We start from the raw sequence: 16523 nt of genomic DNA, 5'->3' as shown, positions 1-16523 counted from the left end.
AGTTGGATACAAAGCCAGTGAAGAGGCTCGCAAAACGCCTTGAAAGGCGCGAAATAACCCGGCTGAAGGTCACCTGGCCGAGAATGAAACTCATTTCGCTAACGCGGTAAGAGATCCGTCGTAGAAAAGTGATTATTAGAGGTGCCCTATAGTCATCGTGCCCTTGGCGGGCCGCTATGCGGTCTGGGATCAAGGGATCTTCAGTGTCACCCTCAGTGTCACCATCCGGCGCCAACGGCCGCGCTCAAGAGCCGCGGGCTTTCGACGAGGCAAGTCACGTCCTAGAATAGCCCTGCTTCTTGAGACCCAGGTCACACCATGAGACTGCGATACGCAGCGACTTTTCTGGCATTCACCCTTGCGGGTTGCGGGACCAGCGGGCTACATCTCCCGTCTACTAGCGCTCCCGCGGCCCAGGGTGTCCAATCCGGCGCGCAGGCAGCTCTTTCGGAGCGGCCCGGCGATGAAAACAAGTACCTCAAGCAGTTGTATTCCGATACGCGCCTGGATCCGATACGCGACAAAGTTCCCTTGCAAGTGCGCGCCGATGCTGTCACCGCGGGTTATTTGCGCAACGAGAACAAACCCACGCCGGAAGAAAAGCAGGCGATTCGCGTTTGGCTGCAAGTGCGCGAAAAAGCCCAGAAGTACCAAGCCACGCGCCGGGGCCAGCCCTCCGGGGCCCTGCTACAAACTCGCGTGCGCGTGAGCCAAGCCATTTCCCAGCTCTATTCCGGGAAGCTGACCTACGCCGGTTTCGCCAAACGTGTTCAGGAAATCGATGCGCAGTATCAAGCGAGCCGGCGGCAGAACATTGGCCAGAGCGAGCATTCCGCCGGCAGGCCTTAAGCCGGTATAGCCGGAACCAAAACGCATGCGCTCGCTTCGGCAACAATCATGTTACGAACAAGGGGAGAATCCCCTTGTTTATCCCCCAGGAGGAACAAGAGGGGCTCCCCTTGTTGATCCCCCAAAACCAGAGCACCGTTCCGAAAGCTCTTCTCCATTTCTGTCAACAGTGAATCCGTAAGCGCCTTAAAGCCATCCCATCCCCCCGAGCAGTGCACCGGCTGCGATCAGGATGAGCAAGTGGATGCGGGTACGCCAGACCAGAATCGCGGCCGCGACCGTGAGCAGAATCAGCTGCCATGTGGGATCGTGCGACGAAAGTACCCACCCGGTGGAGAACATGAGCGCGATGACCATGGGCGCCATTCCCGTCTTGAACGCTTGCACGCCCCGCCAGTCCTGGCGTGCGTGGCCCCAGCGTGCCGCCGCGAAGGCCAGGGTGGTGGAGGGCAGCATGATGCCGGCGAAGGTGGCGATCACGCCCATGATGCCGGCAGCCTGGTAGCCCATTACCGCCACGAACAAAACATTGGGCCCTGGCGCGGCCTGCGCGATGGCAATGGATGCATTGAACTGCGCATCGGTGAGCAAACTCATCTCGTTGACGAGCAGGCGGTGCATATCCGGGGCGACGGTGATGGCGCCACCCACCGCCAGTAAGGAGAGCATGAGGAAATGCGCGAAGAGGCTGAGTAACACGTCCGTCAAGACGCCCTCGTCATTACGGAGTGCGCTTCAAGGCGAATAGACACGAGAGCGTGCCCAGCACCAGGAGAATCCACACCAAGGGCCATCTCAGAATAGCCACGGCGACGAAGCACGTCGCGGCGACGAGTACACAGGCACCGATGCCCATGGGACTCTTCTTCAAGGCGGGCGCTAGCCGCAACGCCGTCCCCGCGATCAGACCCGCAGAAACCCCGCCCATTCCACGCAGCGCGCCCGCCACTACCGGATTCAACGCGTGCATGGAGTAAAACTCCGTGAGGACCAGGACGATCATGAGGGGAACGCTCATCATCCCGGCCAAGGCCGCGAAAGCGCCGCGCCAGCCATGAAAACGGTCCCCAATCATGAGCGCCAAGTTGCAGATATTGGGCCCCGGCAGAACCTGCGAGGCGGCCAGTAGCTCCAGAAAATCTTGTCTTGCGAGCCAGCGCTTTTCCTCGCAGAGCACCCGCTGCGCCACGGCGATGACGCCGCCGAATCCTTGCAGTGCCAAGGCGGTGAAGCTCAGGAACAAATCCGTGGGAGAGGCGGGCCGGGCCAGCGGGAGGTCTTCTTGTTGCATGGGCGCTATTGTGGCAAGGCGGACGCAGGCGCGGCAATGACTATTTGAAGTGTCCGAGCGTATTCCGGCGGCCCCATCCCCGCGGCAGCTGTGGTACCTTTCTCTTCGATGACACTCGCGATGCGAGGGTTGATCGAAGGGGTTGCACCAAGCGAAGTCACAACATTCTAAGGACGGAGGAGATCATGGAAGAGAGCCGAAATGTTTCACGCCGGGATTTTGTCAAGATCATCACGGCAGGCGCGGTGGCAGCCGGCGCCGCGAGCGTGGTGTCCAGCGCGAGGGCGGCCGATGGTGGCCAGCCCATCGAGTTCAAGAGCCAAGGCCTGCGTTGCCGGGGCATCAAGTATGTGCCGGACGGATTGAAGGCGGGCGACAAGCGCCCCTGCATTGTCCTGGCTCACGGCTTTAGCGCGGTGAAGGAGATGTACTTCACCGACTACGCACAGGCCTTCACCAAGGCAGGCTTTGTTTCCATCGTGTTCGACTACCGCTACCAAGGCGAGAGCGAAGGCGAGCCGCGCGGACAAATCTTCCCCTGGGAACAGATCGAGGATTTTCGCAACGCCATCACCTTCGCGCAGATGCAGCCCGAGGTGAACGCGGAGAAGATCGGTGTCTTCGGCTCCTCTTATAGCGGCGGCCACGTGATTTGCCTGGGCGCGCTCGACCGGCGCATCAAGGCGGTGGCGTGCCAAGTGCCGCTGGTGGATGGATGGACCAACTTCCAAGCCATTGTGCCGCGAGCCGCCGCGGCCGGAACCATCAAGTATCTGGAGAGCGATCGCATCGAGCGTTACAAGACTGGCAAGGTGAACTACCTTCCCGTGGTCGCGCCCGATAACAATGCCGTGCTCAACACCAGCGATTCGTACAAATGGTTCACGGAAACGCACCAGAAGAAAGCCCCGCGCTGGGAAAATCGCGTCACGGTGGAATCCGTCGAGAAATTCATCGAGTACAGCCCAGCTGTCTTCATCGCGCGGGTATCGCCTACGCCATTCTTGATGATGGTTGCGGAGAACGACATCCTCACCCCCACAGATGTGGCCATCAATGCCTTCGAAAATGCGCGCGAACCGAAGAAGCTGGTGATCCTGCCGGGCGGGCACTTCGACGCCTACGTGAATGGATTCGCCCAATCCTCGGGTAACGCCATCAGTTGGTACAAGCAGTGGTTGCCGGCTTGAGTTAGGCCGTAAAACCACGAATTCTTCACGGAGGTCACAGAGTACACAGAGGAATGCCAAGAATCTGGTTAGCGGGGATGCCTCGCCTATTTCTCTGTGACCTTTGTGTTCTCTGTGGCGAAATGATTCTTTGTCGCGCCGGTAGCACCTTCAGCTTGCGATAGCGTCTTCCATTTCTTCGTCGATGGCCGCTTCCGGCAAGAAGCCGCCTGCTTGCATGGACCACAGGCGCGCGTAATGCCCTCCGCGTTTGAGCAGCACCTCGTGGGTTCCGTCTTCCACGATTTGTCCTCCATGGAATACGATGATGCGGTCGAGATGGGCGAGGGTCGAGAGCCGGTGCGCGATCACGATAACGGTCTTCTTGCGCATGAGTTCTTTCAGGCTGTCTTGAATGTAGCGCTCGGTAATGGAATCGAGCGAACTGGTGGCTTCGTCCAGCATCAATATCGGAGCGTCCTTGAGAATAGCGCGCGCCAGTGCGATGCGCTGGCGCTGGCCGCCAGATAGCTTCACGCCGCGTTCGCCCACCAAGGATTCGTAGCGGCCCTCGGTTTCCATGATGAACTCGTGCGCGTGGGCTTGCTTCGCGGCGGCGATGACTTCCTCATCGCTGGCTTCAAGCCGGCCATAGCGCACATTCTCCATGAGGCTGCGATGAAACAGCATGGGATCTTGCGGAATCATGGCGATGGCCGCGCGCAGGCTCTCCTGCGTCACGCCTTGAATGTCTTGCCCGTCGATCAATATCTGGCCCGACTGAGGTTCGAACAAGCGCAGAATCAAATTTAGCAAGCTGCTTTTACCGCTGCCCGAGAAGCCCACCATGCCGACTTTCTCGCCCGCCTTGAGCGCAAGATTCAGATTGGTGAATACATCGCGGCCTGCCACATAGGAGAAGCTCACGTTCCGGAACTCGATTTGCCCGGCGCTCACCTTCAACGGGCGGGCCGCGGCGCGATCGACCACTTCGTGCGGGCGCACGATCATGCCCACGCCGTCATTGACGTTGCCGATGTACTCGAAGAATTCCAGGAACTTCCGGCTCAATCCGCGCGCTTGCTCGATCAATACCAGGGAAAGGCTGGCGGCCATGGCGAATTCGCCCGCGGTCATCTGCCTCGCCGCCCATATCTGGATGGCGTAGTACACCATGCCAATCATGAGAACCATCGCGGCGGTGAACTGAAACCAGCGAATGCCTTCCATGAACCAGAAGGTGCGCCGCGCCCGGTCCACTTCCATGTTGAGGAAGTGTTCCAGATATTGGCGCTCGTGATCGCGGCGGGCGAATAACTTGGCGTTCATGATGTTGGTGACGGAATCGACGATCTTGCCACTGACCAAGCTGCGCGCCGCCGCATAGTCGCGGGCATAGACCCGGCAGCGCCGCGCGAGCACGAAAGACACGCAAACGTAGACAAGGATCCATACGCCTAGCACCCACACCAGTTGCGAACTCACTTTGGCGAGCAGTACGAGCGATACGGAGAAAGTGATCGCAAGCGGCCAAAAATCGAAGAGCGCTGTCCAAAGAACCTGCGCGGTACTCATGGAGGTCTCGGCGATGCGGTTGGCGAGCGATCCGGCGAAATTACCCAGAAAGTAGCGCTGCGAGTGGTGCTGGAGGTAGGCGAACAACTCGCGCCGGATTCTCCGGCGCAAGGAGGGGCCGAGCAACACCAGCACCGTGCCGCTGCCGCGCGAGAACAACACCAATCCGAGATTGAGCAGCGCGAAGAACCACAACGGCCCTTCCACGGACGGCCAAACGGAAGTCTGCGCGCTCTGAGCCAGGGTCACCGCATCCATGATTTTCTTGATGGCGTAGGGCAGCAAAATGGCGCAGGCCGCTTGGCCGCACTCCAGCAGCGTGATGACCCCCACGGCGGCCCGGTAGATCCGCACGAAATGCAGGATGAACGCTAGGGAGTTGCCGGGAAGAATAGGGGCGGGGGAATCGAGAGGTGAATTCGTGGATAGCACGGGGCGACTTTAACGCATATTGAATCCCGGACTTTGCGTACTTCAGCACCTATATTTCATATGAAACCGGGCGCTCAAATTATTTTCCAGCATACGACTGATTTTATGTTATCGTTATGCCCATGGTTAACCAGGCGATCCGCAGAATCTCACCCCAGCCGTCCCAGCGCAATGGTGTCACCGGCAAAGGGGAGCGTGCGCGCGAGCGGCTAGTCACGGAAGCCACGCGCATATTCTCGGCCAAGGGATATTCGGCCGCTTCCACGCGAGAAATATGCGAGGCCGCGCAGGCGAATCTGGCCTCGATCCATTATTACTTTGGCGATAAAGAGGGGCTTTATCGTGCCGTGCTGACCCGGCCCATCGATATGCTCACGGAGCAGTTCGGCCGCTTCGACGACCCCGCGCTCACTTTCGGTCAATCCATGCGCAAGTTCCTCGGCCCTTTCCTCGCGCATTACATGAGCGAAGCGGAAGAGGCCATGGTGATGCGGTTGCATATGCGCGAGATGCTGGAACCGAGCAGTGTATTCCGCGATATCGTCGAGAGAACCATCCTGCCACACCACAATGCCTTGGTGGAACTCCTGGCCCGTCATTGCGCTCTGAAGAAGCCGGATACGGATTCGCACCAACTGGCGTTCGCGCTGGTGGCCATGGCCCACGACTACTGCATGTCGCGCGAGTTCATCAAGATCTTGGCGCCGGACGTGTTGCGTAGGCCCCATGCGGCGGAGAAGATTTTGGACCGCCTCGTGGGATATAGCGAGGCACTGCTGGCGCACGAAATCGCCGCGCGGCGGGCAGCACGCTCCCGGTCCAAGAATGGAACAGGAAAGTAAGGGCCATACTATGAAGAGCCGGAAACTCAAACTCACGATTATTGGCGCACTAGTCGCGCTGGGAGCGATTGCCTTGGTGGCAACGAGCGCGCTCGTCAAGGACGACAAGAAGGCGCCTGAGCCGCCCAACAATGCGAAGCCCGCCTTGTCTGTGTCCGCTATCACTCTGGAACACGCGCAGTGGCCGCGCACCTTGGTGGCGAACGGCAGCATCGCCGCGTGGCAGGAGGCCATTATCGGGGCGGAGATTGGCGGCCTTCGTCTGATGGAAGTCCGTGTCAACGTGGGAGATGAAGTCAAGCGCGGCCAGTTGCTCGCCCGCATCGCTTCGGAGACCGTGGAGGCCGAACTGGCCCAAGCCCGCGCGGCGGTGGAAGAGGCCCGGGCCATGCACGCCGAGGCGCTCTCCAACGCCGATCGCGCGCGCCAGTTGCGTGCGGCCAACTTCATCAGCGCCCAGCAGGTGACGCAGGCCGCGGCCTCCGAGCAGGCAGCGGCGGCGCGCTTGTCCGCCGCGCGCGCAAGGGTGCGCTCCACTGAATTGCGAATGATCCAAACCCGTGTGGTTGCGCCCGACGATGGCGTGATTTCGGCGAGGGCGGCCACGGTGGGCTCACTAGCGCAAGCGGGACAGGAGCTTTTTCGGCTTATCCGCCAGAACCGCTTGGAGTGGCGCGCGGAGGTGACGGCCGCCGAATTACCTCTTATCGTCCCTGGACAAGTGGCACGACTTACCACCGACAGCGGGAGCGAAGTCAAGGGCCAAGTGCGCATGGCCGCTCCCACGGTCGATCCGCAAACGCGTACAGGGCTCGTGTATGTCGATCTGCCCGCGGGCGGCCAGGCCCGCGCCGGGACCTTCGCTCGCGGCGAGTTCGATCTCGGCGAAGCGCCCGCGCTCACGCTGCCGCAGTCCGCCGTGCTATTGCGCGATGGCTTCAGCTACGTGTTCAAGCTCACGGACCGGGACACAGTGCAGCTCGCAAAGGTGAGCGTTGCCCGCCGCCTCGGCGACCGCATCGAGATTGCGAGTGGTCTTGCCGCCGGGACGCGAGTGGTGGCCAGCGGTGCAGCCTTTCTGGCCGATGGGGACACGGTACGCGTGATCGAAGCGGCCGCACCCGTGCCGCCCACTGCCAAGAAATAAAGGCCAACAAGCCATGAACGTCTCCGCCTGGTCCATCCGCAACCCCATACCGTCGATCCTGCTGTTCATTCTGCTGACGCTTTCGGGTTTGATGCTGTTTCGCGCGATGAAGATCCAGCAGTTTCCGGATATCGATCTGCCGACCATTATCGTGACCGCCACGTTGCCGGGGGCGGCGCCCTCGCAAATGGAGACAGAAGTCGCGCGCAAGATCGAGAATTCCATCGCGACCTTGCAGGGCGTGAAGCACATCTACACAAAAGTGCAGGACGGTACCGCCACGGTCACCACCGAATTCCGATTGGAGAAGCCCACGCAGGAAGGGCTGGACGACGTGCGCGACGCGGTGGCCCGCGTGCGGTCCGATCTGCCGGGTGACTTGCGCGATCCCGTCATCTCCAAGATGGATGTGGCGGGCATGCCGATCCTCACCTACACCGTGGCGTCAGAGCGCATGGACGATGAAGCTTTGTCCTGGTTCGTGGACAACACCATCGCCAAGAACATGCTGGCGGTACGTGGTGTGGGCGCCGTGGCACGGGTGGGAGGAGTGGAGCGCGAAATTCGCGTCGAGATCGACGTGGCCCGGCTGCTGGCTCTTGGCGCCACGGTGGCGGACATGTCCCGCCAACTTCGGCAGATTCAGCAGGAAGCCTCGGGCGGCCGCGCGGACGTGGGCGGCATCGAACAATCGGTGCGCACCGTTGCCACGGTGCGCACCGCCGAAGAGTTGGCCGGTATGGATATCGCGCTGGCCGACGGGCGGCGCGTGAGTCTCGGTCAAGTGGCGCGCGTGACCGACACTGTCGCCGAGCTCCGCTCCGCTGCCTTGCTTAACGGAAAACCCGTAGTGGGTTTCGAGATCACGCGCAGCCGGGGCGCCGGCGAGGTTGAGGTAGCGCAGGGAGTGCGCGCCGCGTTGGAGAAGCTCAAGGCCCAGCATCCGCACGTCACGATCACGGAAGCCTTCAATTTCGTCGACCCCGTCGAGGAGAACTACGTCGGCTCCATGTGGCTGATGTACGAAGGCGCTCTGCTAGCGGTCCTCGTGGTATGGCTCTTCCTTCGCGATTGGCGCGCGACGCTGGTTTCGGCCACCGCGCTTCCGCTTTCCATCATCCCGGCGTTCGCCGTGATGTACCTGATGGGCTTCACCATCAACGTGGTCACCTTGCTTTCGCTCTCCCTGGTGGTGGGAATTCTGGTGGACGACGCCATCGTGGAGATCGAGAACATCATGCGCCATCTGCGCATGGCCAAGACGCCTTTCCAGGCCGCCATGGAAGCGGCCGATGAGATCGGGCTGGCCGTGATCGCAACCACCTTCACGTTGATCGCGGTGTTTCTCCCCACCGCCTTCATGAGCGGCATCGCCGGAAAATTCTTCGTGCAGTTCGGCTGGACCGCGGCCATCGCCGTCTTCTTCTCGCTGGTGGTGGCGCGCATGCTGACGCCCATGATGGCCGCCTATGTACTGAAGCCTAGTGCCACGGAGCACAAAGAACCGGGCTGGATGAATTTGTACATGAAGTGGGTGGCGTGGTGCTTGAAGCATAGGGTGCTCACCTCGCTGGTGGCGGCCGTATTTTTCTTCGGTTCCTTCGCGCTGGTTCCATTGTTACCCACGGGTTTTCTGCCGCCGGACGATTTGTCGCAAACCCAGGTGTACGTCACCCTTCCTCCAGGAGCGGCCTTCACGGAGACCTATGGGGCGGCGGAACACGCGCGCGAGTTGGTCCAGAAGCATCCTCACGTCAAACTGGTCTATACAGCCATCGGCGGGGGCGCCGCGGGCGGCGATCCATTCACGCCCCGTGGAGCCGCCGAAGTTCGCAAGGCCACTTTGACCATCAACATGACTCCGCGCAAGGAGCGGCGCGGAGTGAGTAAACAGCAGATCGAACGGGAACTGCGCCAGCTTCTCGAAGCGCTTCCTGGCGCGCGCGTGTCCGTGGGATTGGGCGGAGCCAACGAGAAATACGTGCTGGTGCTCGCCAGCGAAAACGGGCAGGTGTTGTCCGATCACGCGCGCCAAGTGGAGCGCGAGCTGCGTACCATTCCTGGCATCGGGAACGTGAATACCACGGCGAGCTTGGTGCGGCCCGAACTCGTGGTGAAGCCGGATTTTTCGCGCGCGGCGGATCTTGGCGTGACCTCCGCCGCCATCGCCGATACCTTGCGTATCGCCACGGCGGGCGATTACGACCAAGGCTTGGCGAAGCTGAATTTAACGCAACGGCAGGTGCCCATCGTGGTGAAGCTGCCGCCCGAAGCGCGCCAAGACCTCTCTTTGCTGGGGCGGCTGACGGTGCCGGGCAAGCACGGCCCGGTGATGTTGGGGCATGTGGCTTCCCTCACCATCGCCAGCGGTCCCGCGCAGATCGACCGTTACGACCGCCTGCGCAGCATCAATTTCGAGATCGAGCTTAACCAGCAACCTCTCGGATTCGTCGAGACCCAAGCCCTGGCGTTGCCGAGCTTGAAGAATCTTCCTCCCGGCGTGCTGCGAACGTCGGTCGGAGATGCGGAGGCCATGAACGAACTGTTCGCGAGCTTTGGCTTGGCCATGCTCACCGGCGTGCTGTGTATCTACCTCGTGCTGGTGTTGCTGTTCAAGGATTTCGTGCAGCCCGTGACGATTCTGGCGGCGCTTGTACTCTCGATTCCCGGCGCCTTCCTCGCCCTGTTCATCACCCACACGGCGCTGTCGATGCCTTCGATGATCGGCCTCATCATGTTGATGGGTGTGGCCACCAAGAACTCCATCTTGCTCATCGATTACGTGATTCTCGCCCGGCGCGAGCACGGATTGAACCGCTGGGACGCACTGCTGGATGCCTGCCACAAGCGCGCACGGCCCATCGTCATGACCACGGTGGCCATGGGCACCGGCATGCTGCCGATTGCCTTGGGTATCGGTACAGACCCAAGCTTTCGCGCACCCATGGCCATCGTGGTGATTGGCGGCTTGATTACCTCGACTTTCTTGAGTTTGCTGGTTATCCCGGTGGTATTCACCTATGTGGATGATGCCATCGAGCGCATACGCCGTGTATTTACAGGCCGTCCGCGCGCGGAAGCGCTCGCATCGCGCCCCGTGGAGTGAGTCTGGGGCTTTACATGCTCTGACAAAGGGTGTGGCCACCTTGCACTTGGTCTAGGCTCCTGGCATTCGCACCCTCCAATGAGATTCCCGCCGTGAAGATGTTGGTCGCACTCGCCTTGTCCCTGCTCTTCGGCGCCCGTCTCGCTGGCGCCGAAGAGGGAAAGAAGCTGATCTGGGGCAATATCCCCTTCGTCAAGGGCGCCAACTACCACGAGTTCGACGCTGAACTCTCCAAGCCCCGCGCCCGGGCGCGGGGCTAGTTATTGGGGGAATTGGCCTACCTTCTGGTACCGCTGGCTTCCTCCAGCGACGACGTGGCCCGGCTGGCGCAGGTACTCGCCGGGACCATCGTGCAATTCGATGGCTTGGCGCGCCGCCATGCGCAGGAGGTGCATGAGGGTATTTCCGTCTCCCTGTCGGAAGATTTCAGGGCCGCGGTCAACAGCTTCTACACCGAGCGCCGCTTGAACGAGAGCGAGCAACGCACCGGCTTGGTATGGATGTCCGGCGAGGATTTGCAGAAGATGTCGCGCAAGGAAATGCCGGTGGCGGAAGCCCTGAAAATGGTGCGCGAGCTGCGTTTCCTCGCCTATGGCACCTATACGGTTGCCGGCCGCGGAACAGTGCGGGTGGTACTCAATCTCGAGGACTTGCTCACGCTGCGGATCAAGAGCTTTAGCGCGCAAGGCCCCATCGATGAAGTGGGCTGGCTCTTGGCGAACAAGGTGATGGATTTCCTGCAAGGGATGGTGTATCCCAATTGGGAGAATCCGCAGCCGCAGCTCACATGGATCGCGCCCTCATTCCCCCAGACGAAGGTGAGAGCCCAACTCGCTGTGCGCTATTGCGAAGGCCAGAAGGCCCGGTTGCCTTACGCCGTGGAATTGCTCCAGGCCTCCATGGCCGGCAATTACCGGGAAGGCGGTATCGGACCGCTCATAAGCAATGCCACCTACATCGTCGCGGACCGCAACCGCTACGATGAGCAGTACTACTACAGCACCTTCGAGAACGCCCAGACCCAGACTGGCGGTCCGCTTCATACCAGTGCCGGCCACGGCTCCGTCACCGGCTACTACTGGTGCGTGCGCGGCGAACCCTCCAAGGAGACCCTCTTCGACCAAGCGCTCTACCGCATACTCCGGCAGAACCAGCAGCAAAAACGCAAGGAAGTGGTCTTTGCCCTGGAGTACGTCCTGGCGCGAAGAAACGATCTGGGCTCGGAACCTCTCGCCCTCGGGCCCGGCGGAAAGTCCTATAAGGACGTCTTCATATCCCAGGAGAATGCCGTGCAGTTTCTCGCCGAACAAGGAATCTTCCTGAAGTTTCCCTAGGGTATGTTGGCATTCATTTCATGGGCCCCCGATGCCCGCCTGCCGCCCAGGCCCGGGTTATCGCGCCACGGTGCCCGATCTCTGTATAATCCGCCCCCTTCGCAAATCCTTGCCTCACCGAGGTTCCCTGGAGCGCCCGCTCCGCCGCCGGGAGGCATTTACCCATAAGGAGACTGAATGCGACATTACGAGATGGTGTTTATTGTCCACCCGGATCAGAGCGAGCAAGTTCCCGCCATGATCGAGCGCTACCGCGGCATGGTGACCAGCCGTAACGGCAAGATCTACCGCCTGGAAGATTGGGGGCGCCGGCAGATGACTTTCCCCATTCAAAAAGTCCACAAGGCACACTACGTTCTGATGAACATCGAGTGCGACCAGGAAACCCTGGACGAATTCGAGCACGCCTTCAAATTCAACGACGCGGTACTGCGCCACCTCACCGTGAAAATGAGCGGTCCGGTGACAGCCCCGTCGCCGATGATGAAGGAGGAGAAGTCCAAGTCCGTATTGCATCCGGCCGTGATCGAAGAGCCGCGCGGCGAGGCGGAAGAGCGGCCCGCGGTCTAGGGGAAGTTCTGAACAATCGTATAGACCTGGAAGGTATCCTCCTCAGAAAACAACCGCTTCGTTACACCCCGGCCGGAGTGCCCGTGACCGAATGTGCCATCAAACATAGTTCGGTGCAGGCGCAGGGCAAGATTCCCAGGGCGGGGGAAATGGAAGTCGAAGTACAAGGCATCGCGGATATGGCCATGCGCTTGAACGAGATCAAGGAGGGCGAGGCGGTGCACGTTCAAGGATTTCTCGCCAAACGCAGCCAACGCAGTTCAACACTCATACTTTGCGCCACGCAAATCGTGGTGCGGACATAGCCAAAGACAGGAGCGCACATGCCACCGTTTAATCGCAACAGGAACAAAGACAAGAAGAAGGACGACCGCAACAACCGGCCCTTGTTCAAGCGCCGTAAGTTTTGCCGCTTCACCGCCGAAGGCGTGAAGGAGATCGACTACAAGGATATCGATGTCCTGAAGGAATTCGTCAACGAGAACGGCCGCATAATTCCGGCACGCATCACTGGTACCAAGGCCCGCTTCCAGCGCCAGCTGGGTATCGCCATTCGCCGCGCGCGCTTCCTCGGCTTGCTGCACTACACCGACCTACATTAAGGGGACTAGAGCATGCAAGTCATTCTTCTGGAGAAGGTCGTCAATCTGGGCCAATTAGGCGACGTGGTCAAGGTGAAGCCCGGCTACGCCCGCAACTTCCTCATCCCGAAGGGCAAGGCGCGCCGCGCCACGCCCGAGAACATGAGTGAATTCGAAAAGCGCCGCGCCGAATTGGAGATGGCCCAAAGCGATACGCTGGCAAGAGCCCAAGCATTCGGTGCGCGTCTGGAAGGTTTGGTCGTCAGCATCACGCAGAAGGCGGGCGTGGACGGGCGCCTGTTCGGCTCCGTCACGAACCACGACATTTCCGATGCGCTCAAGGCATTAGGCCATGATGTACCCAAGGCTTCCGTGCGTTTGTCCACGGGGCCGCTCAAGCAAGTGGGCGAGCATGACGTCGTTCTTGATCTGTACGCCGACGTCAGGGCCAATATCAAGGTGACGGTGATTCGGGAAGCATAATAACCCGGATCGTTTTGTGTTCGAAAAAAAGGGGCTCTGGCGAGCCCATTTTGTTTGCGTGATGATGGATACAATGCGGCATGGCTCAATCCCCCCGTGACAGCGCCGCCGAGTCGCTGCGCCTTCCGCCTCACTCCCTGGAATCCGAGCAAAGCGTGCTCGGCGGATTGTTGCTCGACAACTCCGCCTGGGACCGCATTGCCGACGTTATTGCCGAAGCAGACTTCTACCGCGCCGATCACCGCCTGATTTACCGGCATATCATGCGCTTGATGGAAAAATCGCGGCCGGCCGACATCATCACTGTCTCCGAAAGCTTGGAAAGCACGCAAGAACTGCAAGCCGCGGGCGGTATCCCCTACTTGAGCGCCCTGGCGCAAAACATTCCGGGCGCCGCCAATATCCGCCGCTACGCCGAAATCGTGCGCGAGCGCGCGATTCTGCGCCGCTTGGCGGAAACCGCCGCCAGCATTTCGGATTCGGCTTTCAACACCATGGGCCGCGATGCTTCGCAGATCTTGGATGAAGCCGAGTCCAAGATTTTCCAGATCGCGGAACTCGGGTCGCGCGGCAAGCAAGGCTTCCAGGACATGCCTCCGCTCCTCACGCAGGTCGTGGAGCGCATCGATCTACTCTACAACCGCGAGAATCCCAGCGACGTGACGGGAGTGCCCACCGGTTATCTGGATCTCGACCGCATGACCTCCGGGTTGCAAGGCGGAGATCTGGTGATCGTGGCGGGAAGGCCCAGCATGGGCAAGACCTCCTTGGCTCTGAACATCGCCGAGCACGTGGGTTTAAGCGCGGGGCTACCTGTGGGTATATTCAGCATGGAGATGGCGGCCACGCAACTGGTGATGCGGTTGATCGGATCCACCGGCAAGCTGGACCAGCACAAGCTGCGGACCGGGCGTTTGCAGGACCAAGAATGGCAGCGGCTTACCTACGCCGTGGGCAAGCTCAACGACGCGCCCATTCACATCGATGAAACGCCCGCGCTCAACGCGCTCGAACTGCGCGCTCGTGCACGCCGCTTGCACCGCCAGTACAAGCAACTCGGATTGATCGTGATCGATTACATCCAGCTCATGTCGGCATCCAGCCAGGGTGAGAACCGCGCGACGGAAATTTCCGAGATCTCGCGCTCGTTGAAGGCGCTCGCCAAGGAACTCAATTGCCCGGTCATCGCTTTATCGCAGTTGAACCGTAGCCTCGAGCAGCGCCCCAACAAACGGCCCGTGATGTCGGATCTTCGAGAGTGCGTTACCGGTGAAACCCTCGTGATGCTGGCCGATGGAACGCGAACGCCCATACGAGATCTCGTTGGACAGCAACCCGAAGTGCTTGCCGTCTCGCCGGAGCGCCGGGTGGTGAGAGCCATGAGCGATAAAGTGTGGTCCGTTGGCAAGAAGCCCGTCCTGAAGGTTTCGCTGGCGAGCGGCAGGCAATTGCGCGCGACGCCAGGGCACCGTGTAATGAGTGGCGGAGGATGGATCACGCTTGGCGAACTGCGCGTAGGAGATCGCATGGCGGTCGCAAGACATGTCCCCGAGAGTTCGCGGCCAATCACGTTGGATGACTCCGAGGTCACTTTGCTCGGGCAAGGGTCGAAGGACAAGCGTTTGCCAGTTTGCGCTTTCCGGTTGGGTAACGAGCAAATCGCGCTGCTGCTTCGGCACTTGTGGGCGACCGATGGATCGATCTACGTGCGTGAACCGGATAAGGGTCCGCCACTTGTATTTTTTTCCACCGTGAGCGAAGGCTTGGCGCGCGATGTCGCTGCCCTCTTACTTCGGTTCGGGATCATGGCTCGCATAAGAACCGTATATCAAGCGAAATCCAAGAATCCCCTGTACACGGCGGATGTATCTGGCGCTGGAGAGCAGGCCCGTTTCCTTGATTACATTGGTGCCTTTGGACCTCGTGCTGCTCCCGCTACCCGGCTATCCGCTTTGCTAAAGGAAACGGATCGAAGCACCAACGTCGACACATTGCCCATGGAAGCATTCCACGAAGTGCGTGCCCTTATGCGCACCCAGGGTGTTACTCAGCGCGCAATGGCCGCTATGAGAGGCACGTCCTATGGCGGAAGCTCGCACTTTAGTTTTGCTCCGTCGCGCGACATGATTCGAAGTGACGCGCAGGCGCTCGATCAAGACAGCCTGCTGCGTTGGACCGAAGATGACCTATTCTGGGACCGGGTCGTTGAGATATCCGATGCCGGAGAGGAGGAGGTGTTCGATCTGACCGTACCAGGCCCTGCCTCGTGGCTGGCGGATGGGATCGTCAGTCATAACTCGGGGGCGATCGAGCAAGACGCGGATGTCATTTTGTTCATCTACCGCGACGAGGTCTACAACCCCGACACCTCGGATAAGGGCATCGCGGAGGTGATCATCGGCAAACAGCGCAATGGTCCCATCGGTACGGTGCGCTTGACTTTCCTCGGTGAGTACACCCGCTTTGAGAATATGGCCGATCCTGGCCGCTACTAGGCCAGGATCGGGCCTATTCGGCGAAGACTAACATTCAGGTTATGTCGAAGCCAAAATATGGCTGATCCGGGCCGTTATTGGCGGCATTAATCAGCCACGTTCCGTTCAGAGGGGATGCCAGCCTTGAAACGCAGTAATACCAGAGCCTTGCTCTTAGGCTTGATGATCTGGGCGCCGACTTGTGCCGCTCAGGAGGGCGCGAAAATGGACGAGAGCGCGCTTAGCTCCGTCCTTGTCGATCGTTCCCACGAGAAGATTTCCTGCCACGTTGAAGCGTTCTTGCGCAAGGCAGACGCTCTCTTCGCGGGACCGGATATCTCCGATGCGCCCACGGGAAGTTACCTTCAACTCGGAGGCGCTGCCACCTTCGTTCGCCCCAAGGACGGGGATCACGATTTTCGCGCCCTCATCCGCGCCAAGATCCGGCTTCCCCGTACCAACGATAAGCTGCAACTGATCGTCGATCGCGCCTTGGACACTCTTACGCGTTCGAATTCGGAGACCGAAGCCGACCGTGCATTAAGACGGCGCGAGGCCGATGACGACTTGTTCGTGGGCCTGCGCGCTGTGATCTCGGAGAGTCTTAAGGTGAGTCTTACCGCGGATACGGGATTGCGTCTGAAAGGAACTTCCCTGGACCCGTACATAC

General features: G+C 60.3%; 15 protein-coding genes. 12 read left to right on the top strand and 3 right to left on the bottom strand.

The annotated features are described in order from the left end of the window. Positions 1 to 318: 318 nt before the first annotated feature. Entirely contained in the window at positions 319 to 849 is a 531-nt protein-coding gene (locus tag EXR36_11975; GenBank protein MSQ60327.1) for a hypothetical protein, read from the top strand. Positions 850 to 1035: 186 nt separating this feature from the next. Here EXR36_11975 and EXR36_11970 read toward each other — a convergent pair whose 3' ends face one another. Both EXR36_11970 and EXR36_11965 read right to left on the bottom strand, forming a co-directional pair. Then, a complete protein-coding gene (locus EXR36_11970; protein ID MSQ60326.1) occupies positions 1036 to 1518 on the bottom strand; it encodes a chromate transporter in 483 nt (160 codons plus the stop codon). A gap of 52 nt (positions 1519 to 1570) precedes the next feature. After that, the gene (locus EXR36_11965; GenBank protein ID MSQ60325.1) at positions 1571 to 2140 is read right to left on the bottom strand and encodes a chromate transporter; all 570 of its coding nucleotides are present in this window, start codon (positions 2138 to 2140) and stop codon (positions 1571 to 1573) included. A 185-nt stretch (positions 2141 to 2325) separates the two neighbouring features. Between EXR36_11965 and EXR36_11960 the strand changes: the two genes are divergently transcribed. Beyond that, on the top strand, positions 2326 to 3330 hold the full coding sequence (locus EXR36_11960) for an alpha/beta hydrolase (protein MSQ60324.1): 1005 nt from the start codon (positions 2326 to 2328) through the stop codon (positions 3328 to 3330). 150 nt (positions 3331 to 3480) lie between these two features. Here the strand turns inward: EXR36_11960 and EXR36_11955 are convergent, their stop codons facing one another. After that, the gene (locus tag EXR36_11955) at positions 3481 to 5208 is read right to left on the bottom strand and encodes an ABC transporter ATP-binding protein (GenBank protein ID MSQ60323.1); all 1728 of its coding nucleotides are present in this window, start codon (positions 5206 to 5208) and stop codon (positions 3481 to 3483) included. A 224-nt stretch (positions 5209 to 5432) separates the two neighbouring features. On the opposite strand from EXR36_11955, the gene EXR36_11950 reads away from it, so the two are divergent. The 10 genes from EXR36_11950 to EXR36_11905 form a co-directional block, all read left to right on the top strand. Next, positions 5433 to 6158 carry a DUF1956 domain-containing protein gene (locus tag EXR36_11950; protein ID MSQ60322.1) on the top strand — a complete coding sequence of 242 codons (726 nt, stop codon included), beginning with the start codon at positions 5433 to 5435 and terminating at the stop codon, positions 6156 to 6158. A gap of 10 nt (positions 6159 to 6168) precedes the next feature. Beyond that, positions 6169 to 7305 carry an efflux RND transporter periplasmic adaptor subunit gene (locus EXR36_11945; GenBank protein ID MSQ60321.1) on the top strand — a complete coding sequence of 379 codons (1137 nt, stop codon included), beginning with the start codon at positions 6169 to 6171 and terminating at the stop codon, positions 7303 to 7305. Between the two features lie 13 nt (positions 7306 to 7318). Next, on the top strand, positions 7319 to 10411 hold the full coding sequence (locus tag EXR36_11940) for an efflux RND transporter permease subunit (GenBank protein ID MSQ60320.1): 3093 nt from the start codon (positions 7319 to 7321) through the stop codon (positions 10409 to 10411). Between the two features lie 272 nt (positions 10412 to 10683). Then, positions 10684 to 11745: a hypothetical protein gene (locus EXR36_11935; protein MSQ60319.1), complete on the top strand. Its 1062-nt coding sequence runs from the start codon at positions 10684 to 10686 to the stop codon at positions 11743 to 11745. Positions 11746 to 11922: 177 nt separating this feature from the next. Continuing rightward, complete coding sequence (locus tag EXR36_11930; GenBank protein MSQ60318.1) at positions 11923 to 12315, top strand: 30S ribosomal protein S6; 393 nt, start codon at positions 11923 to 11925, stop codon at positions 12313 to 12315. Next, positions 12117 to 12620, top strand: a complete 504-nt coding sequence (priB, locus tag EXR36_11925) for a primosomal replication protein N (GenBank protein ID MSQ60317.1) — start codon at positions 12117 to 12119, stop codon at positions 12618 to 12620. Before EXR36_11930 ends, priB begins: the two co-directional genes overlap by 199 nt. Positions 12621 to 12638: 18 nt before the next feature. Beyond that, entirely contained in the window at positions 12639 to 12917 is a 279-nt protein-coding gene (gene rpsR / locus EXR36_11920; GenBank protein MSQ60316.1) for a 30S ribosomal protein S18, read from the top strand. Positions 12918 to 12929: 12 nt separating this feature from the next. Next, positions 12930 to 13379, top strand: coding sequence for a 50S ribosomal protein L9 (locus tag EXR36_11915; GenBank protein ID MSQ60315.1), 450 nt, complete (start codon positions 12930 to 12932; stop codon positions 13377 to 13379). Between the two features lie 80 nt (positions 13380 to 13459). Beyond that, positions 13460 to 15874 (top strand): replicative DNA helicase, encoded by a 2415-nt coding sequence (gene dnaB, locus EXR36_11910; protein ID MSQ60314.1) that lies wholly within the window; start codon positions 13460 to 13462, stop codon positions 15872 to 15874. Between the two features lie 204 nt (positions 15875 to 16078). After that, positions 16079 to 16523 (top strand): hypothetical protein (locus tag EXR36_11905; protein ID MSQ60313.1); only part of this gene is annotated, 445 nt, incomplete at its 3' end.

It is taken from the genome of Betaproteobacteria bacterium, assembly GCA_009693245.1.
GTDB lineage: Bacteria > Pseudomonadota > Gammaproteobacteria > Burkholderiales > SHXO01 > SHXO01.
This window is presented reverse-complemented; position numbering and strand designations above follow the sequence as displayed.

Coding starts and splice junctions, on each gene's coding strand:
- EXR36_11975 (MSQ60327.1), top strand. CDS start 319: ATGAGACTGCGATACGCAGCGACTTTTCTGGCATTCACCCTTGCGGGT.
- EXR36_11970 (MSQ60326.1), bottom strand. CDS start 1,518: ATGCTCTCCTTACTGGCGGTGGGTGGCGCCATCACCGTCGCCCCGGAT.
- EXR36_11965 (MSQ60325.1), bottom strand. CDS start 2,140: ATGCAACAAGAAGACCTCCCGCTGGCCCGGCCCGCCTCTCCCACGGAT.
- EXR36_11960 (MSQ60324.1), top strand. CDS start 2,326: ATGGAAGAGAGCCGAAATGTTTCACGCCGGGATTTTGTCAAGATCATC.
- EXR36_11950 (MSQ60322.1), top strand. CDS start 5,433: ATGCCCATGGTTAACCAGGCGATCCGCAGAATCTCACCCCAGCCGTCC.
- EXR36_11945 (MSQ60321.1), top strand. CDS start 6,169: ATGAAGAGCCGGAAACTCAAACTCACGATTATTGGCGCACTAGTCGCG.
- EXR36_11940 (MSQ60320.1), top strand. CDS start 7,319: ATGAACGTCTCCGCCTGGTCCATCCGCAACCCCATACCGTCGATCCTG.
- EXR36_11930 (MSQ60318.1), top strand. CDS start 11,923: ATGCGACATTACGAGATGGTGTTTATTGTCCACCCGGATCAGAGCGAG.
- rpsR (MSQ60316.1), top strand. CDS start 12,639: ATGCCACCGTTTAATCGCAACAGGAACAAAGACAAGAAGAAGGACGAC.
- EXR36_11915 (MSQ60315.1), top strand. CDS start 12,930: ATGCAAGTCATTCTTCTGGAGAAGGTCGTCAATCTGGGCCAATTAGGC.
- dnaB (MSQ60314.1), top strand. CDS start 13,460: ATGGCTCAATCCCCCCGTGACAGCGCCGCCGAGTCGCTGCGCCTTCCG.